This is a genomic window from Frankia sp. Hr75.2, from assembly GCF_949319125.1.
Lineage (GTDB): Bacteria > Actinomycetota > Actinomycetes > Frankiales > Frankiaceae > Parafrankia > Parafrankia soli.
The window spans coordinates 15,307-36,482 of the sequence record NZ_CASGGV010000255.1 but is presented as its reverse complement, the minus strand read 5'-3'; the positions used below and the strand labels follow the sequence as shown (position 1 = coordinate 36,482).

20 protein-coding genes and 1 pseudogene are annotated in these 21,176 nt (G+C 72.2%); 8 read left to right on the top strand and 13 right to left on the bottom strand.

Annotated elements, in window-relative coordinates:
• Positions 1–35: 35 nt before the first annotated feature.
• Genes AC559T_RS17695 through dnaK form a run of 5 tightly spaced genes read right to left on the bottom strand, consistent with a single transcriptional unit; the run spans position 36 to position 5,022 of the window.
• On the bottom strand, positions 36–1,172 hold the full coding sequence (locus tag AC559T_RS17695) for a glutathione-independent formaldehyde dehydrogenase (protein WP_368955034.1): 1,137 nt from the start codon (positions 1,170–1,172) through the stop codon (positions 36–38).
• A gap of 5 nt (positions 1,173–1,177) precedes the next feature.
• Positions 1,178–1,492, bottom strand: a complete 315-nt coding sequence (locus AC559T_RS17690; protein ID WP_071065419.1) for a chaperone modulator CbpM — start codon at positions 1,490–1,492, stop codon at positions 1,178–1,180.
• Positions 1,489–2,559 (bottom strand): DnaJ C-terminal domain-containing protein, encoded by a 1,071-nt coding sequence (locus AC559T_RS17685; RefSeq protein ID WP_112108153.1) that lies wholly within the window; start codon positions 2,557–2,559, stop codon positions 1,489–1,491. Before AC559T_RS17685 ends, AC559T_RS17690 begins: the two co-directional genes overlap by 4 nt.
• Entirely contained in the window at positions 2,556–3,041 is a 486-nt protein-coding gene (locus AC559T_RS17680; RefSeq protein ID WP_235014499.1) for a nucleotide exchange factor GrpE, read from the bottom strand. The genes AC559T_RS17685 and AC559T_RS17680 overlap by 4 nt, the downstream gene beginning before the upstream one ends.
• Positions 3,031–5,022, bottom strand: coding sequence for a molecular chaperone DnaK (dnaK, locus tag AC559T_RS17675; protein WP_498869436.1), 1,992 nt, complete (start codon positions 5,020–5,022; stop codon positions 3,031–3,033). The genes AC559T_RS17680 and dnaK overlap by 11 nt, the downstream gene beginning before the upstream one ends.
• A gap of 295 nt (positions 5,023–5,317) precedes the next feature.
• On the opposite strand from dnaK, the gene AC559T_RS17670 reads away from it, so the two are divergent.
• Positions 5,318–6,103 (top strand): Hsp20/alpha crystallin family protein, encoded by a 786-nt coding sequence (locus tag AC559T_RS17670; RefSeq protein ID WP_112108155.1) that lies wholly within the window; start codon positions 5,318–5,320, stop codon positions 6,101–6,103.
• Positions 6,104–6,112: 9 nt separating this feature from the next.
• The gene (locus AC559T_RS17665; RefSeq protein ID WP_112108156.1) at positions 6,113–7,516 is read left to right on the top strand and encodes an NAD(P)/FAD-dependent oxidoreductase; all 1,404 of its coding nucleotides are present in this window, start codon (positions 6,113–6,115) and stop codon (positions 7,514–7,516) included.
• A gap of 189 nt (positions 7,517–7,705) precedes the next feature.
• On the opposite strand, the gene AC559T_RS17660 is transcribed toward AC559T_RS17665, so the two are convergent.
• The gene (locus AC559T_RS17660; RefSeq protein WP_071065413.1) at positions 7,706–8,368 is read right to left on the bottom strand and encodes a TetR/AcrR family transcriptional regulator; all 663 of its coding nucleotides are present in this window, start codon (positions 8,366–8,368) and stop codon (positions 7,706–7,708) included.
• 504 nt (positions 8,369–8,872) lie between these two features.
• Between AC559T_RS17660 and AC559T_RS17655 the strand changes: the two genes are divergently transcribed.
• Complete coding sequence (locus tag AC559T_RS17655; protein WP_498869435.1) at positions 8,873–10,942, top strand: hypothetical protein; 2,070 nt, start codon at positions 8,873–8,875, stop codon at positions 10,940–10,942.
• A gap of 39 nt (positions 10,943–10,981) precedes the next feature.
• Here AC559T_RS17655 and AC559T_RS17650 read toward each other — a convergent pair whose 3' ends face one another.
• Complete coding sequence (locus AC559T_RS17650) at positions 10,982–11,671, bottom strand: GntR family transcriptional regulator (protein WP_071065411.1); 690 nt, start codon at positions 11,669–11,671, stop codon at positions 10,982–10,984.
• Between the two features lie 142 nt (positions 11,672–11,813).
• On the opposite strand from AC559T_RS17650, the gene AC559T_RS17645 reads away from it, so the two are divergent.
• Complete coding sequence (locus tag AC559T_RS17645) at positions 11,814–12,989, top strand: amidohydrolase family protein (protein ID WP_498869434.1); 1,176 nt, start codon at positions 11,814–11,816, stop codon at positions 12,987–12,989.
• Between the two features lie 162 nt (positions 12,990–13,151).
• On the opposite strand, the gene AC559T_RS17640 is transcribed toward AC559T_RS17645, so the two are convergent.
• Positions 13,152–14,051: an LLM class flavin-dependent oxidoreductase gene (locus tag AC559T_RS17640; RefSeq protein WP_368955043.1), complete on the bottom strand. Its 900-nt coding sequence runs from the start codon at positions 14,049–14,051 to the stop codon at positions 13,152–13,154.
• A 366-nt stretch (positions 14,052–14,417) separates the two neighbouring features.
• Here AC559T_RS17640 and AC559T_RS17635 point away from each other — a divergent pair, with 366 nt between their 5' ends.
• Both AC559T_RS17635 and AC559T_RS17630 read left to right on the top strand, forming a co-directional pair.
• Positions 14,418–15,650, top strand: coding sequence for a DegT/DnrJ/EryC1/StrS family aminotransferase (locus AC559T_RS17635; RefSeq protein ID WP_498869433.1), 1,233 nt, complete (start codon positions 14,418–14,420; stop codon positions 15,648–15,650).
• Positions 15,651–15,861: 211 nt separating this feature from the next.
• On the top strand, positions 15,862–16,224 hold the full coding sequence (locus AC559T_RS17630; RefSeq protein WP_235014504.1) for a VOC family protein: 363 nt from the start codon (positions 15,862–15,864) through the stop codon (positions 16,222–16,224).
• 49 nt (positions 16,225–16,273) lie between these two features.
• Here AC559T_RS17630 and AC559T_RS17625 read toward each other — a convergent pair whose 3' ends face one another.
• On the bottom strand, positions 16,274–16,999 hold the full coding sequence (locus tag AC559T_RS17625; RefSeq protein ID WP_498869432.1) for a TNT domain-containing protein: 726 nt from the start codon (positions 16,997–16,999) through the stop codon (positions 16,274–16,276).
• Positions 17,000–17,338: 339 nt separating this feature from the next.
• Between AC559T_RS17625 and AC559T_RS17620 the strand changes: the two genes are divergently transcribed.
• Complete coding sequence (locus AC559T_RS17620) at positions 17,339–17,770, top strand: nitroreductase/quinone reductase family protein (RefSeq protein ID WP_112108161.1); 432 nt, start codon at positions 17,339–17,341, stop codon at positions 17,768–17,770.
• 106 nt (positions 17,771–17,876) lie between these two features.
• Here the strand turns inward: AC559T_RS17620 and AC559T_RS17615 are convergent, their stop codons facing one another.
• Positions 17,877–18,614, bottom strand: a complete 738-nt coding sequence (locus AC559T_RS17615) for a hypothetical protein (protein WP_112108162.1) — start codon at positions 18,612–18,614, stop codon at positions 17,877–17,879.
• A gap of 45 nt (positions 18,615–18,659) precedes the next feature.
• Between AC559T_RS17615 and AC559T_RS17610 the strand changes: the two genes are divergently transcribed.
• Positions 18,660–18,893: a hypothetical protein gene (locus AC559T_RS17610; RefSeq protein WP_498869431.1), complete on the top strand. Its 234-nt coding sequence runs from the start codon at positions 18,660–18,662 to the stop codon at positions 18,891–18,893.
• Positions 18,894–18,921: 28 nt separating this feature from the next.
• Here AC559T_RS17610 and AC559T_RS17605 read toward each other — a convergent pair.
• The 3 genes and pseudogenes from AC559T_RS17605 to AC559T_RS17595 all read right to left on the bottom strand — a co-directional run.
• Positions 18,922–19,227, bottom strand: a pseudogene (locus AC559T_RS17605) (aldo/keto reductase); the annotation flags it as partial.
• 29 nt (positions 19,228–19,256) lie between these two features.
• Positions 19,257–20,585 (bottom strand): IS607 family element RNA-guided endonuclease TnpB, encoded by a 1,329-nt coding sequence (gene tnpB / locus AC559T_RS17600; RefSeq protein ID WP_498869430.1) that lies wholly within the window; start codon positions 20,583–20,585, stop codon positions 19,257–19,259.
• Complete coding sequence (locus tag AC559T_RS17595) at positions 20,582–21,151, bottom strand: IS607 family transposase (protein ID WP_112108168.1); 570 nt, start codon at positions 21,149–21,151, stop codon at positions 20,582–20,584. Before AC559T_RS17595 ends, tnpB begins: the two co-directional genes overlap by 4 nt.
• Between the last annotated feature and the right edge of the window lie 25 nt (positions 21,152–21,176).

The window sequence follows — 21,176 nt, the reverse complement described above, 5'->3', positions numbered from 1 at the left end:
AGTTCGCCGGGCCGGGCCGGGCCGGGAGGCCGGAGTCAGGGCTGGAGGGTGATCTTGATCCAGCCCTCGTCCCGGTGGTCGAAGTGGGCGTAGGCGTCGGGTGCGTCGGCCAGCGGCAGCCGATGGGACATGACGCAGGACGGCTGCGCCCGGCCGGTGATGATGAGATCGCGCAGGAACCGGTTGTACCGTTTCACGTTGGCCGGCCCGCTGCCCATCCGCAGCCCCTTCGCGAAGAAGGCGCCCATGTCGAACGGGAGTCGGCCGCGTGCGCCGCTCTCGTCGGCGGCACCGGGGTCGCGGGTGGGGTACACGCCGAGGACACCGATCGAGCCCGTCCAGCGCACGCAGTCGACGAGCTGGTTCAGGACGAGGCCGGCCTGCTCCTCGCCGGACGCCGTCCTGGCCTGGTAGCCGACGGCGTCGATGCCGCAGTCGACGCCGCGGTCACGGGTCTCCTCCCGCACCCGTTCCGCGACGTCCTCGGTGGACGAGTCGATCCCGGTGGCGCCGATCCGCTCGCACAGGCGGAGCCGGGAGGGCACGGGATCGACCACCAGCACGGTGGCGGCGCCGCACAGGGTGGCCGAGTACGCCGCCAGCAGGCCGACCGGCCCGGCGCCGAACACGACGACCGTGTTCCCGGCCTGGACGTCGGCCAGCTCGGTGCCGTGGAAGCCGGTGGGGAAGACGTCGGAGAGGGTCGCGAAGTCGAGCTCCTGGTCGTCGCCCGGCGGCAGCCGCAGCAGGTTGAAGTCGGCGAACGGCACCCGGAGGTACTCGGCCTGCCCGCCGGGGTAGGGGCCCATGTCCGGGCAGCCGTACGCCGCTCCGGCCCGGTGCGGGTCGGGGTTGGTGCGCAGGCAGAACTCGGTCCGGCCCCGCTCGCAGTTCGCGCACGTCCCGCAGGAGACGGTGCAGGGAACGGAGACCCGGTCGCCGAGCTGGACGCGGCTCACCGCCGACCCGCGGTCGACGACCGTGCCCATGTTCTCGTGGCCGAGGACCGTGCCGGGCCGCACACTGGTACGTCCCTCGTACACGTGCAGATCGGAACCGCAGATGCTCGTCGAGGAGACGCGTACGATCGCGTCCTGCGGATGCTCGACGCGCGGGTCGGGGACGTCCGCCACGGCCACCTGGAACGGTTCCCGGTAGACGACTGCGCGCATGGCGCTCACCTTCCCCGCCGGGGTTGCCGCAGCAGCCGCTCGAGCTCGTCGATCCGGTCGAGCAGGTCGAGCACGACCCCGGTGGCGGTGTAGGTGATCCCGAGGTCGCGGCGCAGCCGTTCGATGCGCCCGACGCGCGCCAGCGCGCCCGCCGCGAGCACGACACCGCGGTCACCGACGCCGGGGCCGGGGCCGGCGTCGAGCAGGCCGAGCGTCACCAGCCTGTGGACGAGGTCGGGGTGCAGCTGGGCGGCGGCGCAGAAGGACTCCAGGTCCAGCTCGCGGTCCCGCGGGCGGGTGCGGACGAGCGTCATGGTCATGACCGCTCCCTGGGGTTGAAGGACGAGACCCGGGCGAGCTCGCGGAACAGCTCGGTCTCCCGTTCCGCGGGGTCGGGCGGCACCATGATCCGCACGTGCGCGTACAGGTCGCCGGCCGCGCCACCGGGACCGCCACCACCGCCAGCGGCGCCGGCGCTGCCACCCGTGGCCTCCCGGGCCGCGTCCCGGGCCGCGTCCCGACCAGGCGCCGGCAGGCCCCGGCCGCGCAGGCGGAGCCGGCGGCCGCTGGAGGTGGCCGGCGGGACGGTGACCGTCACCCGCTCACCGGCCGGTGTGTCCAGCCCGGCCGCCGTTCCCAGGGCGGCTTCCCACGGGGCGAGCGGCAGGTCGGTGTGGACGTCGCGGCCCTCGACCCGGAACCGCGGGTCGGGAGCCAGGCGCACCACGAGGTAGAGGTCGCCGGGGCTTCCGCCGTCCCGGCCGCGCCCACCCTGCCCGGCGAGGCGCAGCCGCTGGCCGTCACGAACGCCGGCCGGGACGGCCACGTCGACCTCCCGGAGGCCGCGCGGCCCGGGCAGCGTGATCCGCCGCCGTGCGCCGCGGTAGGCCTCGGCGAGCAGGATCTCGATCTCCGCCTCCTGGTCGGCGCCGGGCACCGGGCCCACCCGGCCGCGCCGGCGGGCGAACCCGCGGACCCCGCCGAACAGGTCCTCGAAGTCGAAGCCCTGGAACCCCTCGAAGCCGAAGCCCCCTCCGCGCCCGGCGGTCCCGCCGGCGCCGGCGCCCGGCCCGGCACCTGGCCCGGCGCCTGGCCCGAAGCCGCCCCGTGGGGCGTCCGCCCAGCGTTCGGCGCCCTCCGGCACCCGGCGGAAATCGCGGCCGAACCGGTCGTAGCGTGCGCGGGTGTCCGGGTCGGACAGCACGTCGTACGCCTCGGAGAGGTCCTTGAACCGCTCCTCGGCGGACGGGTCGGAGTTGATGTCCGGGTGGTACCTGCGGGCGAGCTTGCGGTACGCACGCTGGATGGCGTCGGTGTCGGCGTCACGCGGCACGCCGAGCAGCTCGTAGAAGTCCGGGCTCGCGCGTCCCGTCGTCCCGGCGCTCATGTCGCCGTCCGCGGGCCGGCGCTCACCGCGACCGACGCCGGCCGCAGCACCCGCCCGCCGGCCTCGACGCCGGGGCGCAGGACCTCGACGACGGTGCCCGCCGGGGGCGGCTGCGGCGTCGAGGCGCTGTCGACGACGGCGCCGACCTCGTGCCGGGCCGGGTCGAAGGGGCCGGTCTCGTCGTCGAGCCGGGCGACGCCGGAGATCCGCAGCGCGTCGAGCGCGAGCTGGCGCACCCCGCGCACGCCGTCGACGAGGGAGTCGGGGTCGGCGTCCGCGTGGGCGAGGGCCAGCTCCAGGTGGTCGAGCACCGGCAGCCAGGCGAGGACGACGCGGTCCCGCTCGGCCGCCGTGGCGGCGCTGATCTCCCGTCCGGTCCGGCGGCGGTAGTTGTCGAAGTCGGCCAGCGTCCGCAGATGTCTGGCCTGCGACTCCTCCAGCTCGGCCGCCAGGTCCGCGCCGGCGGGGTGGTCAGTCATCATCGCGGGTGGTGAACTCGGCGTCGATCACGTCGTCCCCGCCGGCGCCGTGCCCGCCGGCTCCCGAACCGGTGCCACTCGCGCCCGAACCGGTGCCACTCGCGCCCGGCCCGGCGCCACCCGGGCCGCCGGTGCCCGGCCCGGCCGCCGCGGAACGTCCACCGCCGCCCGGCGCGGCCGCCGACTCACGCGCGCCGGGGGCGGGCAGCGCGTACAGCACCTGCTGGAGATCGTTGACGATCGGGCGGATCCGGTCCGCGCCGGAGTTCTCCGCCAGGGCCCGGTGGGCGTGGGCGACGAGCTGCTCGGCGCGGGCCCGCTCGTGCGCCGGAACGTCGTCGCCGAGCTCGGACAGCCGACGCTGGACCTGGTAGGCGATCGTGTCGAGCTGGTTCTGGGCGTCGGCGTTCTCTCTCAGCCGGGTGTCCTCAGCGCGGTTACGCTCGGCGTCGGCCACCATCCGCTCGATCTCGTCCGCGGGCAGGTTGGTGTTGTCCGAGATGGTGATGCGCTGCTCGGCGCCGGTGTCGGTGTCGCGCGCGGTGACGTTCAGGATGCCGTTGGCGTCGATGTCGTAGGTGACGTCCACCTGGGCCTGGCCGCGTGGCGCGGGCCGGATGCCCTCCAGCCGGAACCGGCCGAGGGTCCGGTTGTCCGCTGCCATCTCGCGCTCGCCCTGCAGGACGACGATGTCCACGGCGGACTGGTCGTCCTCCGCGGTGGAGAACGTCTCCGTCCGTCGCGCGGGGATCGTCGTGTTGCGCTCGATCACCTTCGTGCTGACGCCGCCGAGGGTCTCCACCCCGAGGGAGAGCGGGGTGACGTCGAGCAGCAGCACGTCGGAGACCTCGCCCTTGAGGACCGCGGCCTGGATGGCGGCGCCGACGGCGACGACCTCGTCCGGGTTGACGGTCATGTTCGGGTCCCTGCCGCCGGTGAGCCGGCGCACCGCGGCCTGCACCGCGGGCATCCGGGTGGCACCGCCGACCAGGATGACCTCGTCGACGTCCGGTTCGGCGATCTTCGCGTCGGCCATCGCCCGCCGCACCGCCGGCATGCACCGCTCGAGCAGGTCGGACGTGTTCATTTCGAACTGTGACCGGGTTACCGTGGTGTTGAGATGCTTCGGGCCGTTCGAGTCGGCGGTGATGAACGGCAGGTTGACCTGGGTCTGACTCACCGAGGAAAGCTCGATCTTGGCTTTCTCCGCGGCCTCGAACAACCGCTGCAACGCCTGCGGATCGTCACGCAGGTCGATGCCGTTCTGGTTCTTGAAGTCGTCGGCGAGGAAGTCGACCAGGCGGCGGTCCCAGTCGTTTCCGCCCAGGTGGGTGTCACCGGCGGTCGCCCGCACCTCGACAATCCCGTCGCCGACGTCGAGAACGGACACGTCGAACGTTCCGCCACCAAGGTCGAAAACCAGGACGGTCTCGTGCGAGCGCTTGTCCATCCCGTAGGCGAGCGCCGCGGCGGTCGGCTCGTTGATGATCCGCAGCACCTCCAGGCCGGCGATCCGGCCGGCGTCCTTGGTCGCCTGGCGCTGGGCGTCGTTGAAGTAGGCCGGGACGGTGATCACGGCCTCGGTGACCTTCTCCCCCAGGAAGCGGGCCGCGTCGTCGACGAGCTTGCGCAGCACCATCGCGGAGATCTCCTCGGGCGCGTACTGCCGCCCGCGCACCATGATCCGCACGGCGTCGTCCTTGCCCGGGGCGAGATCGAAGGTGACCGTCCGCAGCTCGCTGGCGACCTCGCTGTGGCGACGTCCGACGAAGCGCTTGACCGAGGTGATCGTGCCCTTGGGGTTCAGGATCGACTGCCGTCGGGCCAGCTCCCCCACCAGCCGCTCGCCACCCTCGGTGAACGCGACCACCGACGGCGTCGTGCGCGAGCCCTCGGCGTTGGGGATGACCGTCGGCTGGCCGCCCTCGACGACCGCGATGACCGAATTGGTCGTCCCCAGGTCTATTCCAACTGCCTTTCCCACGATGTCCTCCCGGTGGGAGTTCTTCCGGCAAATAGGTGGCGGGGACGCGGCGAAGTACCTTCGGCTACGCAAAGCGCTTTCGACTAACGGTAGGACCAGCCCGACGGGCCTCGCAACACCACGTACCGGACCGGGAGATCAGAAATGGTTGCCCGAACAGGAGATCAGAAATGGCCGCCTGAACGGGTCACGGCCGGGCGGCTTGCCGACCGGGCGGACCCCGCCGACGATTGACGGGTAGGCCGCCCAGGAAGTAGGCCGCCCAGGAACATGAGTAATGGCCAGGGAGTGAATCATGACAAACCCCGTGCGCGCAGGATCCGGCCGCCAGGTACCGACCATCCGATGGGATCCGCTCCGCGAGATCGAGGACGCCTGGACCCGCATGGGCAGCCTGCTCGGCGACGTCACCGGCGGCGGCGAACGGCGGCCCTACGGCGTGCTGGCCGGCCTGGCGCCGGCGGTGGACGTCGAGGAGACCGCCGACGAGTTCGTCGTGGAGCTCGAGCTGCCCGGAGCCCGGGCCGAGGATCTCTCGATCGACCTCCGGGACAGCGAGCTGTTCGTCACCGGAGAGATCAGGGAACGGGAGCGCCGTGGCACGCTGCGCCGCCAGACCCGCCGGGTGGGGCAGTTCGAGCACGTCATCCTGCTGCCCGGCGAGGTGGACCCGGACGAGGTGAACGCCAGCCTCGACGACGGCCTCCTGACCGTCCGGCTGGCGAAGGCCCGCCGTAGCCAGCCCCGCCGTATCGAGATCTCCGCGCCGTCGGCCGAGCCGGGCCGCACCATCGACAGCTCGGCCGGCGAACTCTCCCAGGACGACTCCGAAGATTCGGACTCCACGCAGGCTGACTCCCCGCGAGCGGACTCCACGCGAACGGACTCCGCGAAGGCTGGTTCCGCGCGGGCCGGGTCCTCGCGGGGCGGCCGTTCGGGAGCCGGGTCGAAGGGAGCCGAGTCCAAGGGAGGCGGCGGGAAGGCGCGGCGGGCCGAGGAGTCCGGCGGCGGCCTGCCGGACGCTCCGACGCCCTTCGGGCAGAGCTCCTTCGGAGCCGCCGACTCATCCGGCGCCGGCTGACCGAGCGCCATGTCGCATCCGGCGCCGCCCGCGGCCGATGCCCCGCTCGGCGACGACATCGTGCGCGCCTACTTCCAGCGCCGGGCGATGCCGGTCGGCCTGGATGCCGGGTTCTGGATGATCGGCTCCCGGTTCAGCCCGGACAGCCGCCGGCTGCGCGAGTTCGCCTGCCGCAACCGGCTGCCGTACCGCTTCGTCGACCTGGAACAGGACCGGGACGGCGAGCGGATGCTGCGCGCCGCCGACGTGCCGCCCGGCGACACCCCGTTGGTGATCTGGTTCGGCGGGCTGGTGCTACGCAACCCGAGCAACTCCGAGCTGGCCCGGGCCCTGGGCCTGCCGGCGGCGCGGCCGGGAGCCCCCATCCGGGACGTGCTGGTCGTCGGGGCCGGGCCCGCCGGGCTCGCGGCCGCGGTCCACGCGGCCGCGGAGGGGCTGACCACCACGGTCCTCGACGCGGTCGGGACGGGCGGGCAGGCCGGCGACTCGTCCCGCGTCGAGAACCACCTCGGGTTCCCGGACGGGATCTCCGGCCGGGAGCTCGCCGACCGGGCCGTCGTCCAGGCGAACAGACTTGGGGCGGAGATCAGCGTCCCGGCCACAGCCCTCGCCCTGCGGCCGGACGGCGACCTGCACGTCGTCCGCTACGACCCCGGCGGGCTGCCCCTCGAGATGATCAGTCGGACGGTGGTGATCGCCACCGGTGCCCGGTACAACGGTCTCGACATCGCGGGCACCGAGGCCACGGGTACGGATGCCACGGGTGCCGATCCCACAGGTATCGATACCCGTGGGATCGAGCGGTTCGAGCGCGCCGGCGTCCACTATGCGGCGACCCTCATGGAGGCCCGGCTGTGCGGTGGACGTCCGGTCGCGGTCGTCGGCGGCGGCGACTCGGCGGGGCAGGCCACCCTCCTGCTCGCCGACGTGGCCACCGAGGTCTACCTGGTGGTGCGGGAGGACGAGCCGGGTGAGCGCATGTCCCGCTACCTGGTCGACCGGATCAGCCGCCATCCCCGGGTCGTCGTCCTGGCGCACACCGAGGTCGCGGGCGTCGTCGGGGACGGCACGTTGCGGGAGGTCGTCGTCCGGGAGAACCACTCCGGGGCGCGGGGCACGCTCCCGGCCCAGGCGCTGTTCATCCTCACCGGCGCGCGGCCGAACACCGGATGGCTCGCGGGCGCCGTCGCGCTCGACGCCGACGGTTTCGTCCTCACCGGCCACGACGCCGGACGGGCGACCGGCCGGGACCGGCCGCCCCAGGTGCTGGAGACCAGCAGGCCGGGTGTGTTCGCCGTCGGCGACGTCCGCGTCGGCGCCGTCCGGCGGGTCGCCTCAGCCGTCGCCGACGGCGCGGCCGCCATCCGGCTCCTGCACGAGCACCTCGCGCGGACCGGGAGCCCGGTGTCCTGAGCAACGGCCGGGGGCGATCCGACGCGGGTTGTGACCGCTGGTCGCGAAGGCCTGCGCCAAATCATGATCCGGTTCATGGCGGCCCCGTCGCGCACCCGCGAAGCGACGCCTCCGCTCGGACGGCGTAGTGCACGGCGCCGGCCCGGCGGGCCAGCCGGGCCGACGGGAGCGGGCAGGCGGGCACGGTCGTCAGATGCCCGTGGGGGGCTCCAGCACCGCGCGGGCGGCCTCCATCCAGTTCTGGCCGGACAGTCTGCGGAACGCGCTGACGAGGGTGGCCCCGAGGTCGAAGTCCGGTGCGAGGAGCCACTGGGCGTTGAGGCCTTCCCAGGTGGCCATGACCTGCCGTGCCACCTCCACCGGGTCGAGGCTCGGGTGCGCCTGGCCGCGCCGTTGGCGTTCGGCGACGAGGCCGGCGTAGGTCTCGATCGCGACCCGGCGGTGGCGGGCGAAGTAGTCCGCGGCCGGATGACCGGGGGTCGCGGCAAGACCGGCGAGGGCGACGCGCAGCCGCAGCAGCGATTCCCGCCGTGCCGCGGCCTGCGCATGCTCACCGAGGACGTCAAGGTCGAGTCCCGCGAGGCCGGCGGCCGGCCGCACGCCGTCCCGCTCGGCCTGGAGCACCGTGAGTTCCTCGTCCCGCTCCAGCGCCGCGACCAGCAGGTGATCCCGGCTCGGGTAGTGGTAGAGCACCGTGGCCTCGCTGGTGCCGGCCCGCCTCGCGACCTCGGCGGTCGTCACCCCCGCGTGCCCCTTCTCCTCAACCAGGTCGAGGACGGCCTGGGCGATCTCCCGCCGACGCCCGGCCGTGCGCGCGTAACGGCCGCGCGCGCGACCGGCCGTGGAAGCCATGCCCAGACGATACGCATCCCAACATTGAGTTCGAGCTAACTTTCGCTCCTCATCGACACGCTCGACCCCACACACCGGCGAGTCTCAGCCTTGTTCGGGTCTTGCCTTTATGCTTTGCTCAATTTTTGTTGGGGGAAAGATCCTTTTCGCCGTGGCTGGTCCCGGATCCGAGGCGCCGCGGGGCGCGTAGGGAACGCCTGCCAGCCAACGGAGGACCTCGCCCGTGTCCTGGTCGTCCGACCAGCGGCAGCACTTCCCAGCGCGCCCGGCCGGCTGGCGCTTTGGCGACATCGGCGGCGCCGGATCGAAGGGAACGCGGTGACAGCGTTGGCCAGGTACCTCGAAACCAGAGGCACACGGGCGGCACAGGCCCGACCGAAGACGACGGAAGACGACCGAGGCTTACGAGGCTCCCGGGGGGACTCGGGCGCCGGTACGCGCCGGCGTCGCATCCGGCCGCTGCTGACGGGCTCCGCGATACTGCTGATCACCGGCGCGGTCTCGATGACGGCCTCCTGCTCGTCGTCATCGGACGACGCGGCGCCCGCCCCGCGACCGGTGTGGACCAACCTCGGGCACCCGTTGGACATCGACGCGGGGCCGCTCGTGGGCCCGTCCTGCGAGCCGGCCGCGCCGGACGGCCCCCTGATCGTGACCGGGTCGTGCGTCGACCCCGAGCTGACCCGGCCGTACGTCGATGTGGACGAGCGCCGGAAGGCCACCGATCCGGCGACGGACGTCACGGTGAGCTTTCGCTACGTCCACGGCGGGTTCCGGGACACGAAGGCCAAATTCGCCTTCTACTTCCCGGACCGGTACGAGGGGCGCTTCTTCGAGTACACCTACCCCACGCTGGGGACCGAGGACGCCCTGCCGGGAACCATCGCCTTCGCCGTCACGAACGGCGCCTACGCCGTGGCCACCAACAACGCCGGGGGCCTGCCCGGAGCCGGTGAGCTCGGGGGGTACCGCGTCAACGCGGCGTCGGCGAAGTTCTCCCGCGTCGTCGCGGCGCAGGTGTACGGCGACTCGGCCCGGCCGCGCGGCTACATCTACGGGGCCAGCGGCGGCGCGTACCAGACGATGGGCGCACTGGAGAAGACCGACGGCGTGTGGGACGGCGGAGTGCCCATGGTGCCCGGGACCGGGAACTCGATCCCCAGCAGCATGACCGTGGAACTGCTGGGGCTACGGGTGCTCCACGACAAGTTCCCCCAGATCGTCGACGCGATGGAGCCCGGCGGCAGCGGCGACCCCTATGCCGGCCTGAACAAGGAGCAGCAGACGGTGCTCCGGGAGGCGACACGGCTTGGATTCCCGCTTCGTGGCTGGTGGAACTACGCGGACCTGGACGGCGGGGCGTTCTCCGCGGTGGGCGGGGGTGTCCGCATCCTCGACGCGAGCTACGTCGACGACTTCTGGACCAGGCCGGGCTACGCGGGCACCGACCCGGCGTCGTCGGCCGGGACGGCTCGGGTCCGGTTCGAGGCCGACGTCACCGCGGTCACCGGCGACCCGGGCAGCGGGCTGAGGCTCTCCGCCGCACCGACCGGTGACCTGACCGGCGCGGACATCGTCGTCGTCAGCGGTGCCGCCGCCGGCAAGACAGTCCCGCTGGGAGGCTCGGACGGTGACACCGTGACCTTCGGCGACAACGCGGACTCCGCGGTGACCGGCGCGATCAGGCCGGGTGACCGCGTGCGCATCGACAACTCGTGGTTCCTCGCGCTGCAGTACTACCAGCGCTACCAGGTCCCGTCGCGCGACCTGTACGGCTGGAACCAGTTCCGCGACGCGAACGGCGCTCCGCTCTATCCGCAACGGACGGTACTGGCCGGGCCGACGTTCACCCAGGCGGTGAGCGGCGGGGTTCCCACCGGGAAGTTCCACGGCAAGATGATCATGTTGGCCTCCCTGATGGACGTCGAGGCGTTCCCCTGGCCCGCGGACTGGTACGCCAGGCAGGCGAAGGCCACGCTCGGATCGAAGCTGAACGACAACTACCGCGTGTGGTTCATGGACAACGCCGGACACACCCAGCCGCTCAACCCGGCGGCCGAAACGCACCTTGTCAGTTACGACGGCGAGCTCCAGCAGGCCCTCCTCCACCTCGACGAGTGGGTCGCGAACGGGACCGCGCCTCCGGCCAGCACCGCCTACACCGTGGACGGCGACACGCAGGTGCACCCGGCGGCGACCGCCGCGGAGCGCAGGGGCGTCCAGCCGACCGTCACCCTCGCCGTCAGCAGGGTCGGGACCCGTGACGTCAGGCCCGCCGCCCGCGCCGACGCCGCCGCCGGCCAACCGGTCACTCTCTCCGTGCAGGCGGAGACACCCCCGGACGCCGGAAAGATCATCAAGGTGGAATGGGACTTCGACGGCACCGGACGCTACCCGGAGCACTCCGAGCTCGACAGGATCGACCGTGCGGCGCGGCTGACCATCGCCCACACCTTCACCAGGCCCGGGACCTACTTCCCGGTGGTACGGGTGACCTCCGAGCGCAACGGCGACCCGAAGGCGCCCTTCGGCCTCGTGCAGAACCTCGCCCGCGTCCGGGTCGTCGTCCGGTAACCGCTCGTCCGGCAACCACTCGCGCCGCGGGCAGCGTGCTCAGCCAGTTCCGACCGCGCCCGCCTCGGCGGACAGCACCCCCCGCCGGACGAACTCGCGGATGACCTCCTCGGCCACGGCCCGGGCGTCCGCGAGACGGGCCTGGGCGGCGCCGTGCTCGTCGCCGGCGGCGATGGCGTCGATGACGAGCTCGTGCGCCCGGACGACCTCGGCGTGGTCGCGCTGGTCGCTCTGGCGGGCCGTCCAGTCGAGGAAGTCACCGAAGCCGCGCAGGTCGGCGCGCAGCCGGGGGGTGCCGCCGGCCCGGTGCTGGAACAGGACCATCTCGGTGGTGAGCTCGTACCAGCGGGTGCGCGCCTCCGCCGGCGTGGCCCGCAGCTCGCCGAGGATGCGCTGCATCTCGGCGAGGACGCCCGGGTCGCGGCCACGCGCGATCCGGGACACCGTGACGCCGCTGAGCAGGCCGAAGACGTGGAAGTCGGCGCGCAGCGTACGGGCGTCGAAGTGCTCGACGAACGCGGCCCGGTGCACCTGGGTGGAGACGACGCCGTCCCGCTCGAGCAGCACCAGGGCCTCGCGGACGGGCGTGGGGCTGACGCCGAGGGTCGCGCTGATGCTCTCGACGTCGATGCGGTCGCCGGGGCGCAGGCGCCCGTCGAAGATCTGCCGGTGCACCCACTCGACCACGGCGCGGCTCGTCCTGGCTCGTTTCAAGGCATGTTCGGCCACGCCCTCATGGTCGCAGCCCCGGCGACCCACATGCTTGATCGTAGATTAAAAATTGGAAATTGCCAGTCATGTCGTAGTGAGTTACGTTCGGCTGGAGCGCCCGGACAGGCGGGGGCGCTGCGTCGACACCGGGAGGCACGCCGTGGTCAAGTTGGTCGAAGGTTTACGAGTAGTTGACGCCGACTCCCACATGACCGAGCGCCATGACCTGTTCACCGAGCGGGCCCCGAAGGGCTATGAGGACAAGGTCCCGCACGTCCAGCGGATCAACGGCCAGGACATGTGGGTCGTCGCCGGCAAGTCCTTCGGCCGCGCGGGCTCCGGTGGCACGATCGACCACGACGGCAAGAAGCACCCGTGGAAGGACTCCCAGGGCGGGGACTGGGGCATCGAGAGCGTCCACCCCGCGGCGTGGGACGCCGGCCGGCGGATCACCCTGATGGACGAGCTCGGCATCGACACCCAGGTGATCTACCCGAACGCCATCGGCATCGGCGGCCAGAACCTGTTCAACGCGGTCGACGACCCCACGGTCGTCCGGCTCTGCGTGGAGCTTTACAACGACGCGATGGCGGAGGTCCAGGCGGAGTCGGGCGACCGGCTGCTCCCCATGCCGATCATGCCGGCGTGGGACATCGCGGCCTGCGTGCGCGAAGCCCAGCGCTGCGCGGAGATGGGCTACCGCGGGGTCAACATGACCGCCGACCCGCAGGACTCCGGCTCACCGGACCTGGGCGACCCGGCGTGGGACCCGTTCTGGGAGGTCTGTGCCGGGCTGAACCTGCCGGTGCACTTCCACATCGGCGCCAGCCAGACCTCGCTGTCCTACTTCGGCACGACCTACTGGCCGAGCCAGGACGACTACGTGAAGCCGGCGATCGGCGGTGCGTCGCTGTTCCAGAACAACTCCCGGCTGCTGCTCAACAGCTGCTACTCGGGAATGTTCGACCGCCATCCGAACCTGAAGATGGTCTCGGTCGAGAGCGGCATCGGCTGGATCCCCTTCATGCTCGAGGCGATGGACTACGAGCTCGAGGAGAACGCGCCGGAGTACTTCCACAAGCTGCAGAAGCGGCCGTCGGAGTACTTCGCGTCGAACTGGTACGCGACCTTCTGGTTCGAGAAGGGCCGCGGCGACCTCCAGCACCTCGTCGACACCGTCGGCGAGGACAACATCATGTTCGAGACGGACTTCCCGCACCCGACCAGCCTGCACCCGAACCCGCTCGAGATGGTCGCCGAGCAGGTCGGCTCGCTGCGCCCGGAGACACAGCGCAAGGTCATGGGCGAGAACGCCACCAAGCTCTACCGCGTCTGAGGCCGTTCGGGCCCGGCCGGCCGCTCCGTGCCGGCCGGCCCGAAGCGCCCGCCGCCCGGTCATCCCAGCCGCGGTGATCCGCCAACCGTTCCGACGGCCAGCGAATCACCGCGGCTGGCCCGTTCCAGAACTGCGGTCCCGTTCTAGAGCGGCGGTCCCGTTCTAGAGCGGCGGGCCCGCCTCGATTCTCCGCAGGGCGGCGGCGTACTCCCCGGGCGCCGGGCGGAAGCCCTCCAGCCACCAGGTCGCGCCGGCCGCCGCGATCGACTCGACCGTCTCCCGCGCCGCGCCCGGCTCATCCGGCCCGGTCCGCCCGGTGATCACCACGTCGAACACCTCGCCGCCGGCCCGCTGCCGACTGCCGGGCTCACCGCCGGTCCCCTGCCCGGCGGCGTCCCGGTACTCGCTGACGGTGGCGACGATCTCGGCCACCGCGGCAGCCGTCGGTTCCGCGGAACCGTCCCGCGGGTTGATGATCATCGGGGCGACGCCGTCCCACCGGGCCGCGCGACGCAGCGGAAGCCGGTTCGGCCAGTTGCAGCCGATCCAGACCGGCGGCCGCGGGCGCTGCACCGGGGTGGGCAGGAACGTGACGTCGGTGGCGGTCAGGTACTCGCCGCGGAAGTCCACGCGCTCCCCCGACCAGAGCCCCGCCAGCACCGCCAGGCCCTCGTCCAGCCGCAGCGCCACCTCCCGGGGCTCGACCGGTTCGCCCCAGGTGCCGTACTCCGCGGGCAGCGTCCAGCCGAGCCCCGCGCCGAACACCAGCCGCCCCCCGGAGAGCCGGTCCAGCGACGTGGTCTGGCGGGCCAGCGACCCGGGACGCCGCCGCGCCACCGGGGTGACCAGCGGGCCGAACCTGATCCGCTCGGTCGCCAGCGCCACCGTGGTCAGCAGCACCCAGGGGTCGGCCACCTCCTGGGCGGGGCCGTAGGGGAAGACCACGTGGTCCCAGACGAAGAAGCCGTCCCACCCCGCGGTCTCGGCTCGCCGCGCCAGGTCCATGACCCGGCGCGGATCCACGAATTCACCGAGATTGGGCACACAGATACCGGAATGCACGTGGGGAGGCTACCCGGGGACCGGACTACCCGCAGCGTTGTTATCCAGTGACTGCCCGACCCCCCACCCACTACGCAAGATCACGACTGCGGCCAGGACAAATACGGGCCGGTTAGCAGTGCCTGTGCGTGGCCTTGATCAGTCGACGGCTGGGGCTGGTCCGGCTCGCCGTTCTCGGGGCGTCCATGGATCTCATTGAGTCGACGCCCGACTGTCTACCCGTCCGCAATGTTCCACAACCGCGCTGTTCCGTCGCCGCCGCGGATGGTGGTGGTCGGCCCGCGGGCGGCGCGGCGCCGGGCGCGCATGCTCCACGACAAGCACTTCGTACGATGGATAACCCATATGCCCTGGTAAGTACTACCTGTGAACCTCTTCCCCACGCACCGCATCGACTGCACCGTGGCCGGAGCGATGTACGCACTGACCGCCGGAGTCAGGCGGCGCGGCGCACCGTCCGTGATCGGCCGGAGGGGGCACGGGCCACATCCAGACCTCGACAGCCCCCGTGACCGCCCAGGCCCCGACGGCGACGGCGACGGCCTCCTGTGCCTGTCCGTGCGGTCCGCATTCCACCTGCTGCTGAGCGCCGCGCGCCTCCCGGCGGGCAGCGACGTCGCGATCTCTGCCGTCACCCACCCGGACATGATCAGGATCATCGAGTTACACGGCCTGCGGCCCGTCCCCGTCGACATCGATCCGCTCACGCTCGCCGTCGACGAGGCTGCGCTCGACGCGGCGATCACCGATCGGACGCGCGCGCTCGTCGTCACCCACCTGTTCGGCGCGCGGTCCAGCCTCGACGCCGCCGCCCGGGCCGCCCGCGCGCACGGCCTGCTGCTCATCGAGGACTGCGCCCAGTCGATCCAGGGGCCGGCCGACCGCGGCGACCCGCGCGCCGACGTGTCCCTGTTCAGCTTCGGCCTGCTCAAGACCGCCACCGCGCTCGGCGGCGCCGTCGCCTGGACCCGCCGGCCCGACCTCGCCGCCGACATGCGCGCCCGCCAGGAGCGGTGGCCCGCGCAGTCCCGGCGCGAGTACGCCAGACGGGCCGTCGTATGCGTCGTCGCGCTGGCGCTGTCCCGTCCCCGGCCCTACGGCCTGCTCTTCGGCGGTGCGCGACGGCGGGACCCGCAGGCACTGATGCGCTCCCGGGTGCCACGGGACGAACGGGGGTTCACCGGCTGGCTGCAGCGCCGGCCCTGCCCGGCCCTCGCCCGCACGGTGACCCGGCGCCTGGCCCGGTTCCCCGCGAACCGGCTGCGACGGCGCGCCGCCGCCGGCGAGGCGCTCGCCGGCGCGCTGCCACCGGAGGTGTTCCGTCCCGGCGGGGCCGCGGAACACCACACCTACTGGCTGTTCCCCGTCATCGTCGACGACCCGGCCCGCGTGGTCGAGGCGCTGCGGGCGGCGGGCGTCGACGCGGCGCCGACCACCAGTCAGATAGGCGCCGTCGAACCCGCCCCACCGGGCGCTCGGCGAGTCCTGACCGGCCTGGTGTTCCTGCCTGCCTACCCGGAACTCCCCGCGCCGCGGCGGGACCGGTTCGTCGCCGCGCTCACCGCGGAACTCGGCGCGCACCCCGGCGCCTCGCGCTGAGACCGGCCGTCGGACGCGGCCGGCCCGGTGTACAGGAAGGCCGTTCGGATCGCGCACCCGATGACGCCCTTCCCTACAGTCGGCCCTGCCCGGACGGCCGCACGAGCCGCCGAGGCACGAAACACCCCGGCGGGCCGGCGCAGGCCGAAGCACGCCGGTCCGGCTGTCCGAGACCTGGAGGACGGAAATGCCGCTCAGCGGTGTGTCACACGTGAGCCTGACAGTGCGGGACCTGGACATCAGCTGCCGCTGGTACACCGAGATTCTCGACTGGAAGGAGCTGGTGCGGGGCCGCGGTGACACGACGTCCTTCGCCCACGGTGTTCTTCCCGGCGGCCTGAGCATCGTTCTGCGCGAACACGACGGCGGCGGCGCGGACCTGTTCGACGAGACCCGGCCCGGCCTCGACCACCTGTCCTTCTCCGTCGAGAGCATGACCGATCTCGACGTCCTCGAGGAAAGGCTGGCCAAGGCCGGGGCCGTGTTCACCCCCACCCAGGAGCTTCCGTTCGGGTGGATCCTCGCCTTCCGCGACGCCGACAACATCGCGCTGGAGGCCATGCTCGGCCGGTAGCCCACCGGGCCCGCCGGCCGAGCCCGTTTCACCGAGGCGGGCCGGCGGGTCAGACGATCCGGTCGTCCGTGGGAACTTCCACGAGGTACTTGTTGTCCAGCAGGTACTGGACCTGCAGGTTTCCCGTCGTCTGGTTGCACCGTGGCGACGTAGTCCCCCCCGGGACGAGTGAACACACGACCTGGTACTGCAGGCCGTTACCGGGCTGGTCGAACCACGGGCGGATCGCCCCGGAGAACACCCGGAACTCCCGGACCACCTGGTAGGCGTGGTAATTGCAGTCGCCCGGATCCGCGGCGTCGTCGAGGTTGGACGGCGGGATCGACCTGTTCTCGTAGTCCGTCCCCCGAGGCGAGAGGAAGCTGCCGCGCGGCAGGCCGAAACGGTCGATCCGCTGGCCCGGAACCAGCGACACCTCGGTCCTGATCGGCGAGCCGTCCGGGTTGATGTAATAGCCGTCCGCCGTCGGGAAGATCCAGTTCCCCGGTACGGACGGGAACGGCGAGAAACTGGCGGACGGGTCCCACCAGGTACCCAGGAACTGATCGGTCGAATGGCCGCCGGTCCGCGAGTAGTCGTCGACCTCATCACCGACGTCGCCGAAGAACGGAAGCTTTGCCGGCCCCAGCCGGGGATCGTTCTGGTAGTCCGCCGCAGAACATTCATCGAAGGGCTGGATCTTCGGCGGTGAGATCGCGTCGGCGGCGGCCGGGGCCGTTGCGGAGCACAGCATCCCTCCGGCCGCCAGCGAGACCATCGTCCTACGGAAACGCACCTTTTCCTCCCGAAGTCCTGCGCCTGGCGCGGCGACTTCGAACGGTAATTAGCTGATCTTCACCTGGAGCGCGAGGTCGGATTGGAGCATTGCGTCGCGTGTCGCCACCTTCGGGCGAACACCGCGCGGCCCAGGCCTCCGAACGCGCCCCCGCGTGACCCCGTGGCCGGATACCGGCCTGCCGGATGCAGCGTGGCTCACGTCGCGTGAAGGACGTCGCACAGTGGCCGGCCGGGCCCGGGACGTAATCAGAGTGCTTCGCGCGGAGTCGGCACGGCTTCAGGGCCTGGGACGGCGAGCAGGTGCCGGGCCCTGGCACAACGAGAAGGAAGCAGGACGATGAGCAGGAAGATGTACAGCGCGCAGGAGATCAAGGAGTTCATCGAGGAGTTCCGGGCCAACGGCGGCCGGCCCGCCGGCAGGTTCGAGGGCGCCACCCTGCTGCTGCTGGACAGTGGTCCGGAGGCCGACGGGTCGCCGCACGTGAGCCCGCTGAACTTCTACGCCGAACGCGGCCGCTACTTCGTGTTCGCGGCCAACGACGGCGCGGACGAGGATCCGCACTGGATGGAACAGCTGCGGGCGGACCCGAACGCCACGATCGAGGTCGACGGCCAGGTCCTCCGGGTCACGGCCACCGAGCTGCACGGTGCGGAGCGCAGCTCGATGTACGCCCGCCAGGCGCGGCGGTACCCGCAGTTCGAGGTGCTGCAGGAGGCGACGTCCAGGGTCATCCCCGTCGTCGAGCTCGTCCCCGCCGGCAACTCCTGACCGGTCCGTGATGCGGGGAGCCCGTGGCGGACCGCCACGGGCTTCGGGGGCGGCACGCGTTCCCCCGGGCTCGGTGTCGGCTTCGGCTTCGTGGTGTTCGTGGTGTTCACCCACGGCTCGGCGGGGCCGGCAGCTCGACGGCGATCTCGACCCCGAGGCGGTGGCCGCCGGCGAGCCGCAGGTCGTCGCCGCTCCAGAACCGGCCCGGGTCGTACCAGTTCGGCCGCCGGCCCGGCTCCAGGAGCCCCATCGCCTCGTAGGTGAGCGCGACGACCTCGGCACAGTAGGCGGACTCCAGCCCGCCCCCGGTCTCGACACCGGCACCGGATTCCGCGCCGGCGGCCGACTCCGGGCCGGCGGCCGGCGCGGAATCCGGACCGGTCCGGGCCCGGCGGCGCCGGAACGTCCGCGGCGCCGGCAGCCGGCCCCCCAGCCACCGGGTGGCGAGCCGGGCCGTGGACGGGAACGGTGTGCCGTCCAGCCGGGCCACCGTGCGCAGGACGGCCTCCTCGGCCTCACGGCCCGCCGTCGGCTCGAGCTGGCGCAGCCAGGCCCGCTGGCCGTACCGCGCGCCCCACACGACGACGGCCTCGCGGAGGTCGTGCAGCTGCACTCCGCGGTGGTGGCTGCCGGACCAGACGTCACGAAGCGACCGACCGAGCTCCGCGTGCCACATCAGTGGCGGCAGGTCGTCGAGGACGACGGCCATCCCGACGTGGTTCACCGGGCTGTTCGTCGTCATCTGGATCGCCCGGTCGGCGGGACTCCGGCCACGGAAGATCCACACGTCACCGGTGCGGCTGAGCTCCACCGCCTGGTCGAGGGTCAGCGGACGTCCGCCCATGTCCCCCAGCGTAGGAGGTCGCGCCCGTCTCCGTAGCCTGGGCGGATGCAGAGGTGGAAACCGAGCTTCGGATCAGGCGCGGGCCGCTGGTGGAAGGTGCTGGGGCTGGCCGGCGTCGTCGGGGTCGCCGCCGGCGGGGCTGTGCTGGCACGCTCTGAGCGGACCCGCCGTGCCTACACCCCGGACGAGATCCGCGCCCGGCTCCTCGAGCGGCACGCGGAGGCGTCCGGCGACGCGCCCGGGACGCCCCCCGCGGCCGATCCCCCGGCGGCGCCCTGACCGCGGCCGGACGGCCGGCGCCGGGTCAGACGATCCAGTCCGCGGGAAACGTCGACGAGCCCAGGTAACGGATCTTGCCCTGGTGCACGAGGTCGTTCAGCGCGCCGAGGGTCTCTTCCAGGTCGGTGTTCCAGTCATGCCGGTGGATCTGGAAGAGGTCGATGTAGTCGGTGTCGAGGCAGCGGAGGCTGTCCTCGACGGCGCGCGTGATCCACCGGCGGGAGGCACCGCGGCGGTTGCGGTCCCCGCCCATCGGGTTGAAGCACTTGGTGGCCAGGACGATGTCGTCGCGACGGCCCTTGATGGCCTTCCCGACGATCTGCTCGCTCTCACCGTTGCATGTGAGCGCCTGGTAGCGCCCGGTCATGCCGCCTCGCCTCTCGGTGAGGCACCCCCGGTCTGATCCGCTTGCGCGGTGCCGGGTTCCCGTTTCACAGCCACCCGCCCAGCAGGCTGGGTCTTACGGTCGGCTCCACGGGCGTTTACCGTCTCCGACGTACTGGCGGCGACGAGGTGACGCAGGTTGACCGCGGCGTTCAGGTCACGGTCGATCACCAGCCCGCAGGACTGGCAGGCGAAGGTGCGGTCCGACAGCGACAGGTTTGGGTCTTGCCAGCCGCAGCCGGAACAGGTCTTCGAACTCGGGTACCAGCGGTCCGCGACGACCAGTGCCGACCCGTACCACGACGTTTTGTAGGAGAGCTGGCGGCGGACCTCGGCCATCCCCGTGTCGGAGACGGCGCGGGCCAGCCGCCGGTGACGTACCATCCCGGCCACATGCAGGTCCTCCACCACGATCGTGTCGTGGGTTTTCGCGAGCCGGGTGGTGAGCCTGTGCAGCCCGTCACGGCGCCGGCTGGCGACCCGGGCGTGGATACGAGCGAGCCGGGCGGCCCGCTTCGCCCGTCCCGCGCTACCGGGTTTCGACCGGCCGTAGGCCCGCGATGCGGTGCGCAGCCGGCGCAGCGACCCGGTCAGATGCTTCGGGTTCGGCACCGTCTCGCCAGTGGAGAGCACAGCGAGATGCTTCACCCCGAGGTCGACACCGACCGGCCCGGCTGTGCGCTGTCGCCCCGACGGGCCGGTGGGAACCTCCCGGTCGACCTGCACCGTGAACGACACGAACCACCGGCCCGCCGCCCTCGACACGGTCGCACCCAACAGCCGGGCCCCGCCACCAGCAAGCCGGCCGGTCAACGCGCCCATCGCCTCGCTGACCTTCACCCGGCCGATCCGGGGCAGCTTCACATGCCGGTCCCCGGCCGGGCCGTAGGAGCCGGTGCTGTAGCGGAACGAGTCGTGGGCCTTCCCACGCTTCTTGAACCGGGGGAACCCGACCCGGCGGCCCTTCCGCTTCCCCTTCCGGGAGTCGGTGAAGTTCTTCAGCCCCCGGGCAAGCCGGTCCAGCCCGGCGGAGAACGCCTCCTTGGAACACTCGGCCCACCAGGGCGCCACGCTCGACTTGGCCTTGTTCCATTCCAGGCGCAGCGCGGGCAGGGTCCAGGGCACGGGGGTGAGCATGTCGCCGGTCAGGCCATAGGTCTGCTCCGCCTCCCGCTGCGACAGGGCGGCCTTCACCCGGGCCAGACCCCAGTTGAACACGAACCGGGCCGCCCCGGCATGCCGGTGCAGGTCCGCACGCTGCGTGTTGTTCGGGTCGAGAGCGAACCGGTACGCCTGCAGCGTGTTCATTCAACAGCCCCGGTAGCAGCCTCGACAGCCCGACGGGCCCTGTCCGCAGCGCCGCGGCGCCCGTACAGCCGGGCACACATCGACGTCAGGATCTCTGTGACATCCCGGACAAGGTCATCGTCGACCTCCATCGGATCGACGACCAGCAGCCGTCGACCGCAGGCGGCGAGGGCGGCTTCGACGTACTCGGCGCCGAAACAGGCGAACCGGTCGCGGTGCTCGACGACGATCGTGGACACCCGCGGGTCACCCAGCAACGCGAGGAACTCCCGCCGGTCGCCGCCCAACGCCGACCCGACCTCGGTGACCACCTTGCCGACGGGCAGGTTCCGCCCGGCCGACCAGGTGACGACCCGCGCGACCTGTCGGTCCAGGTCCGACTTCTGGTCAGCGGACGACACCCTGGCGTACACCGCCGTCGTGCCGGTAGCCGACCGCGCGGGTTCCTCAACGAGGATCAACCTCCCGACACGGCGAGCGGGCACTGGCAGCTTGCCGTCAAGGAACCACTGCCGGGCGGTCGAGTACCCGACCCCGTTCACGACAGCCCACTCCTTGAGGTTCACACCTACGACCATACGGCACTTACTG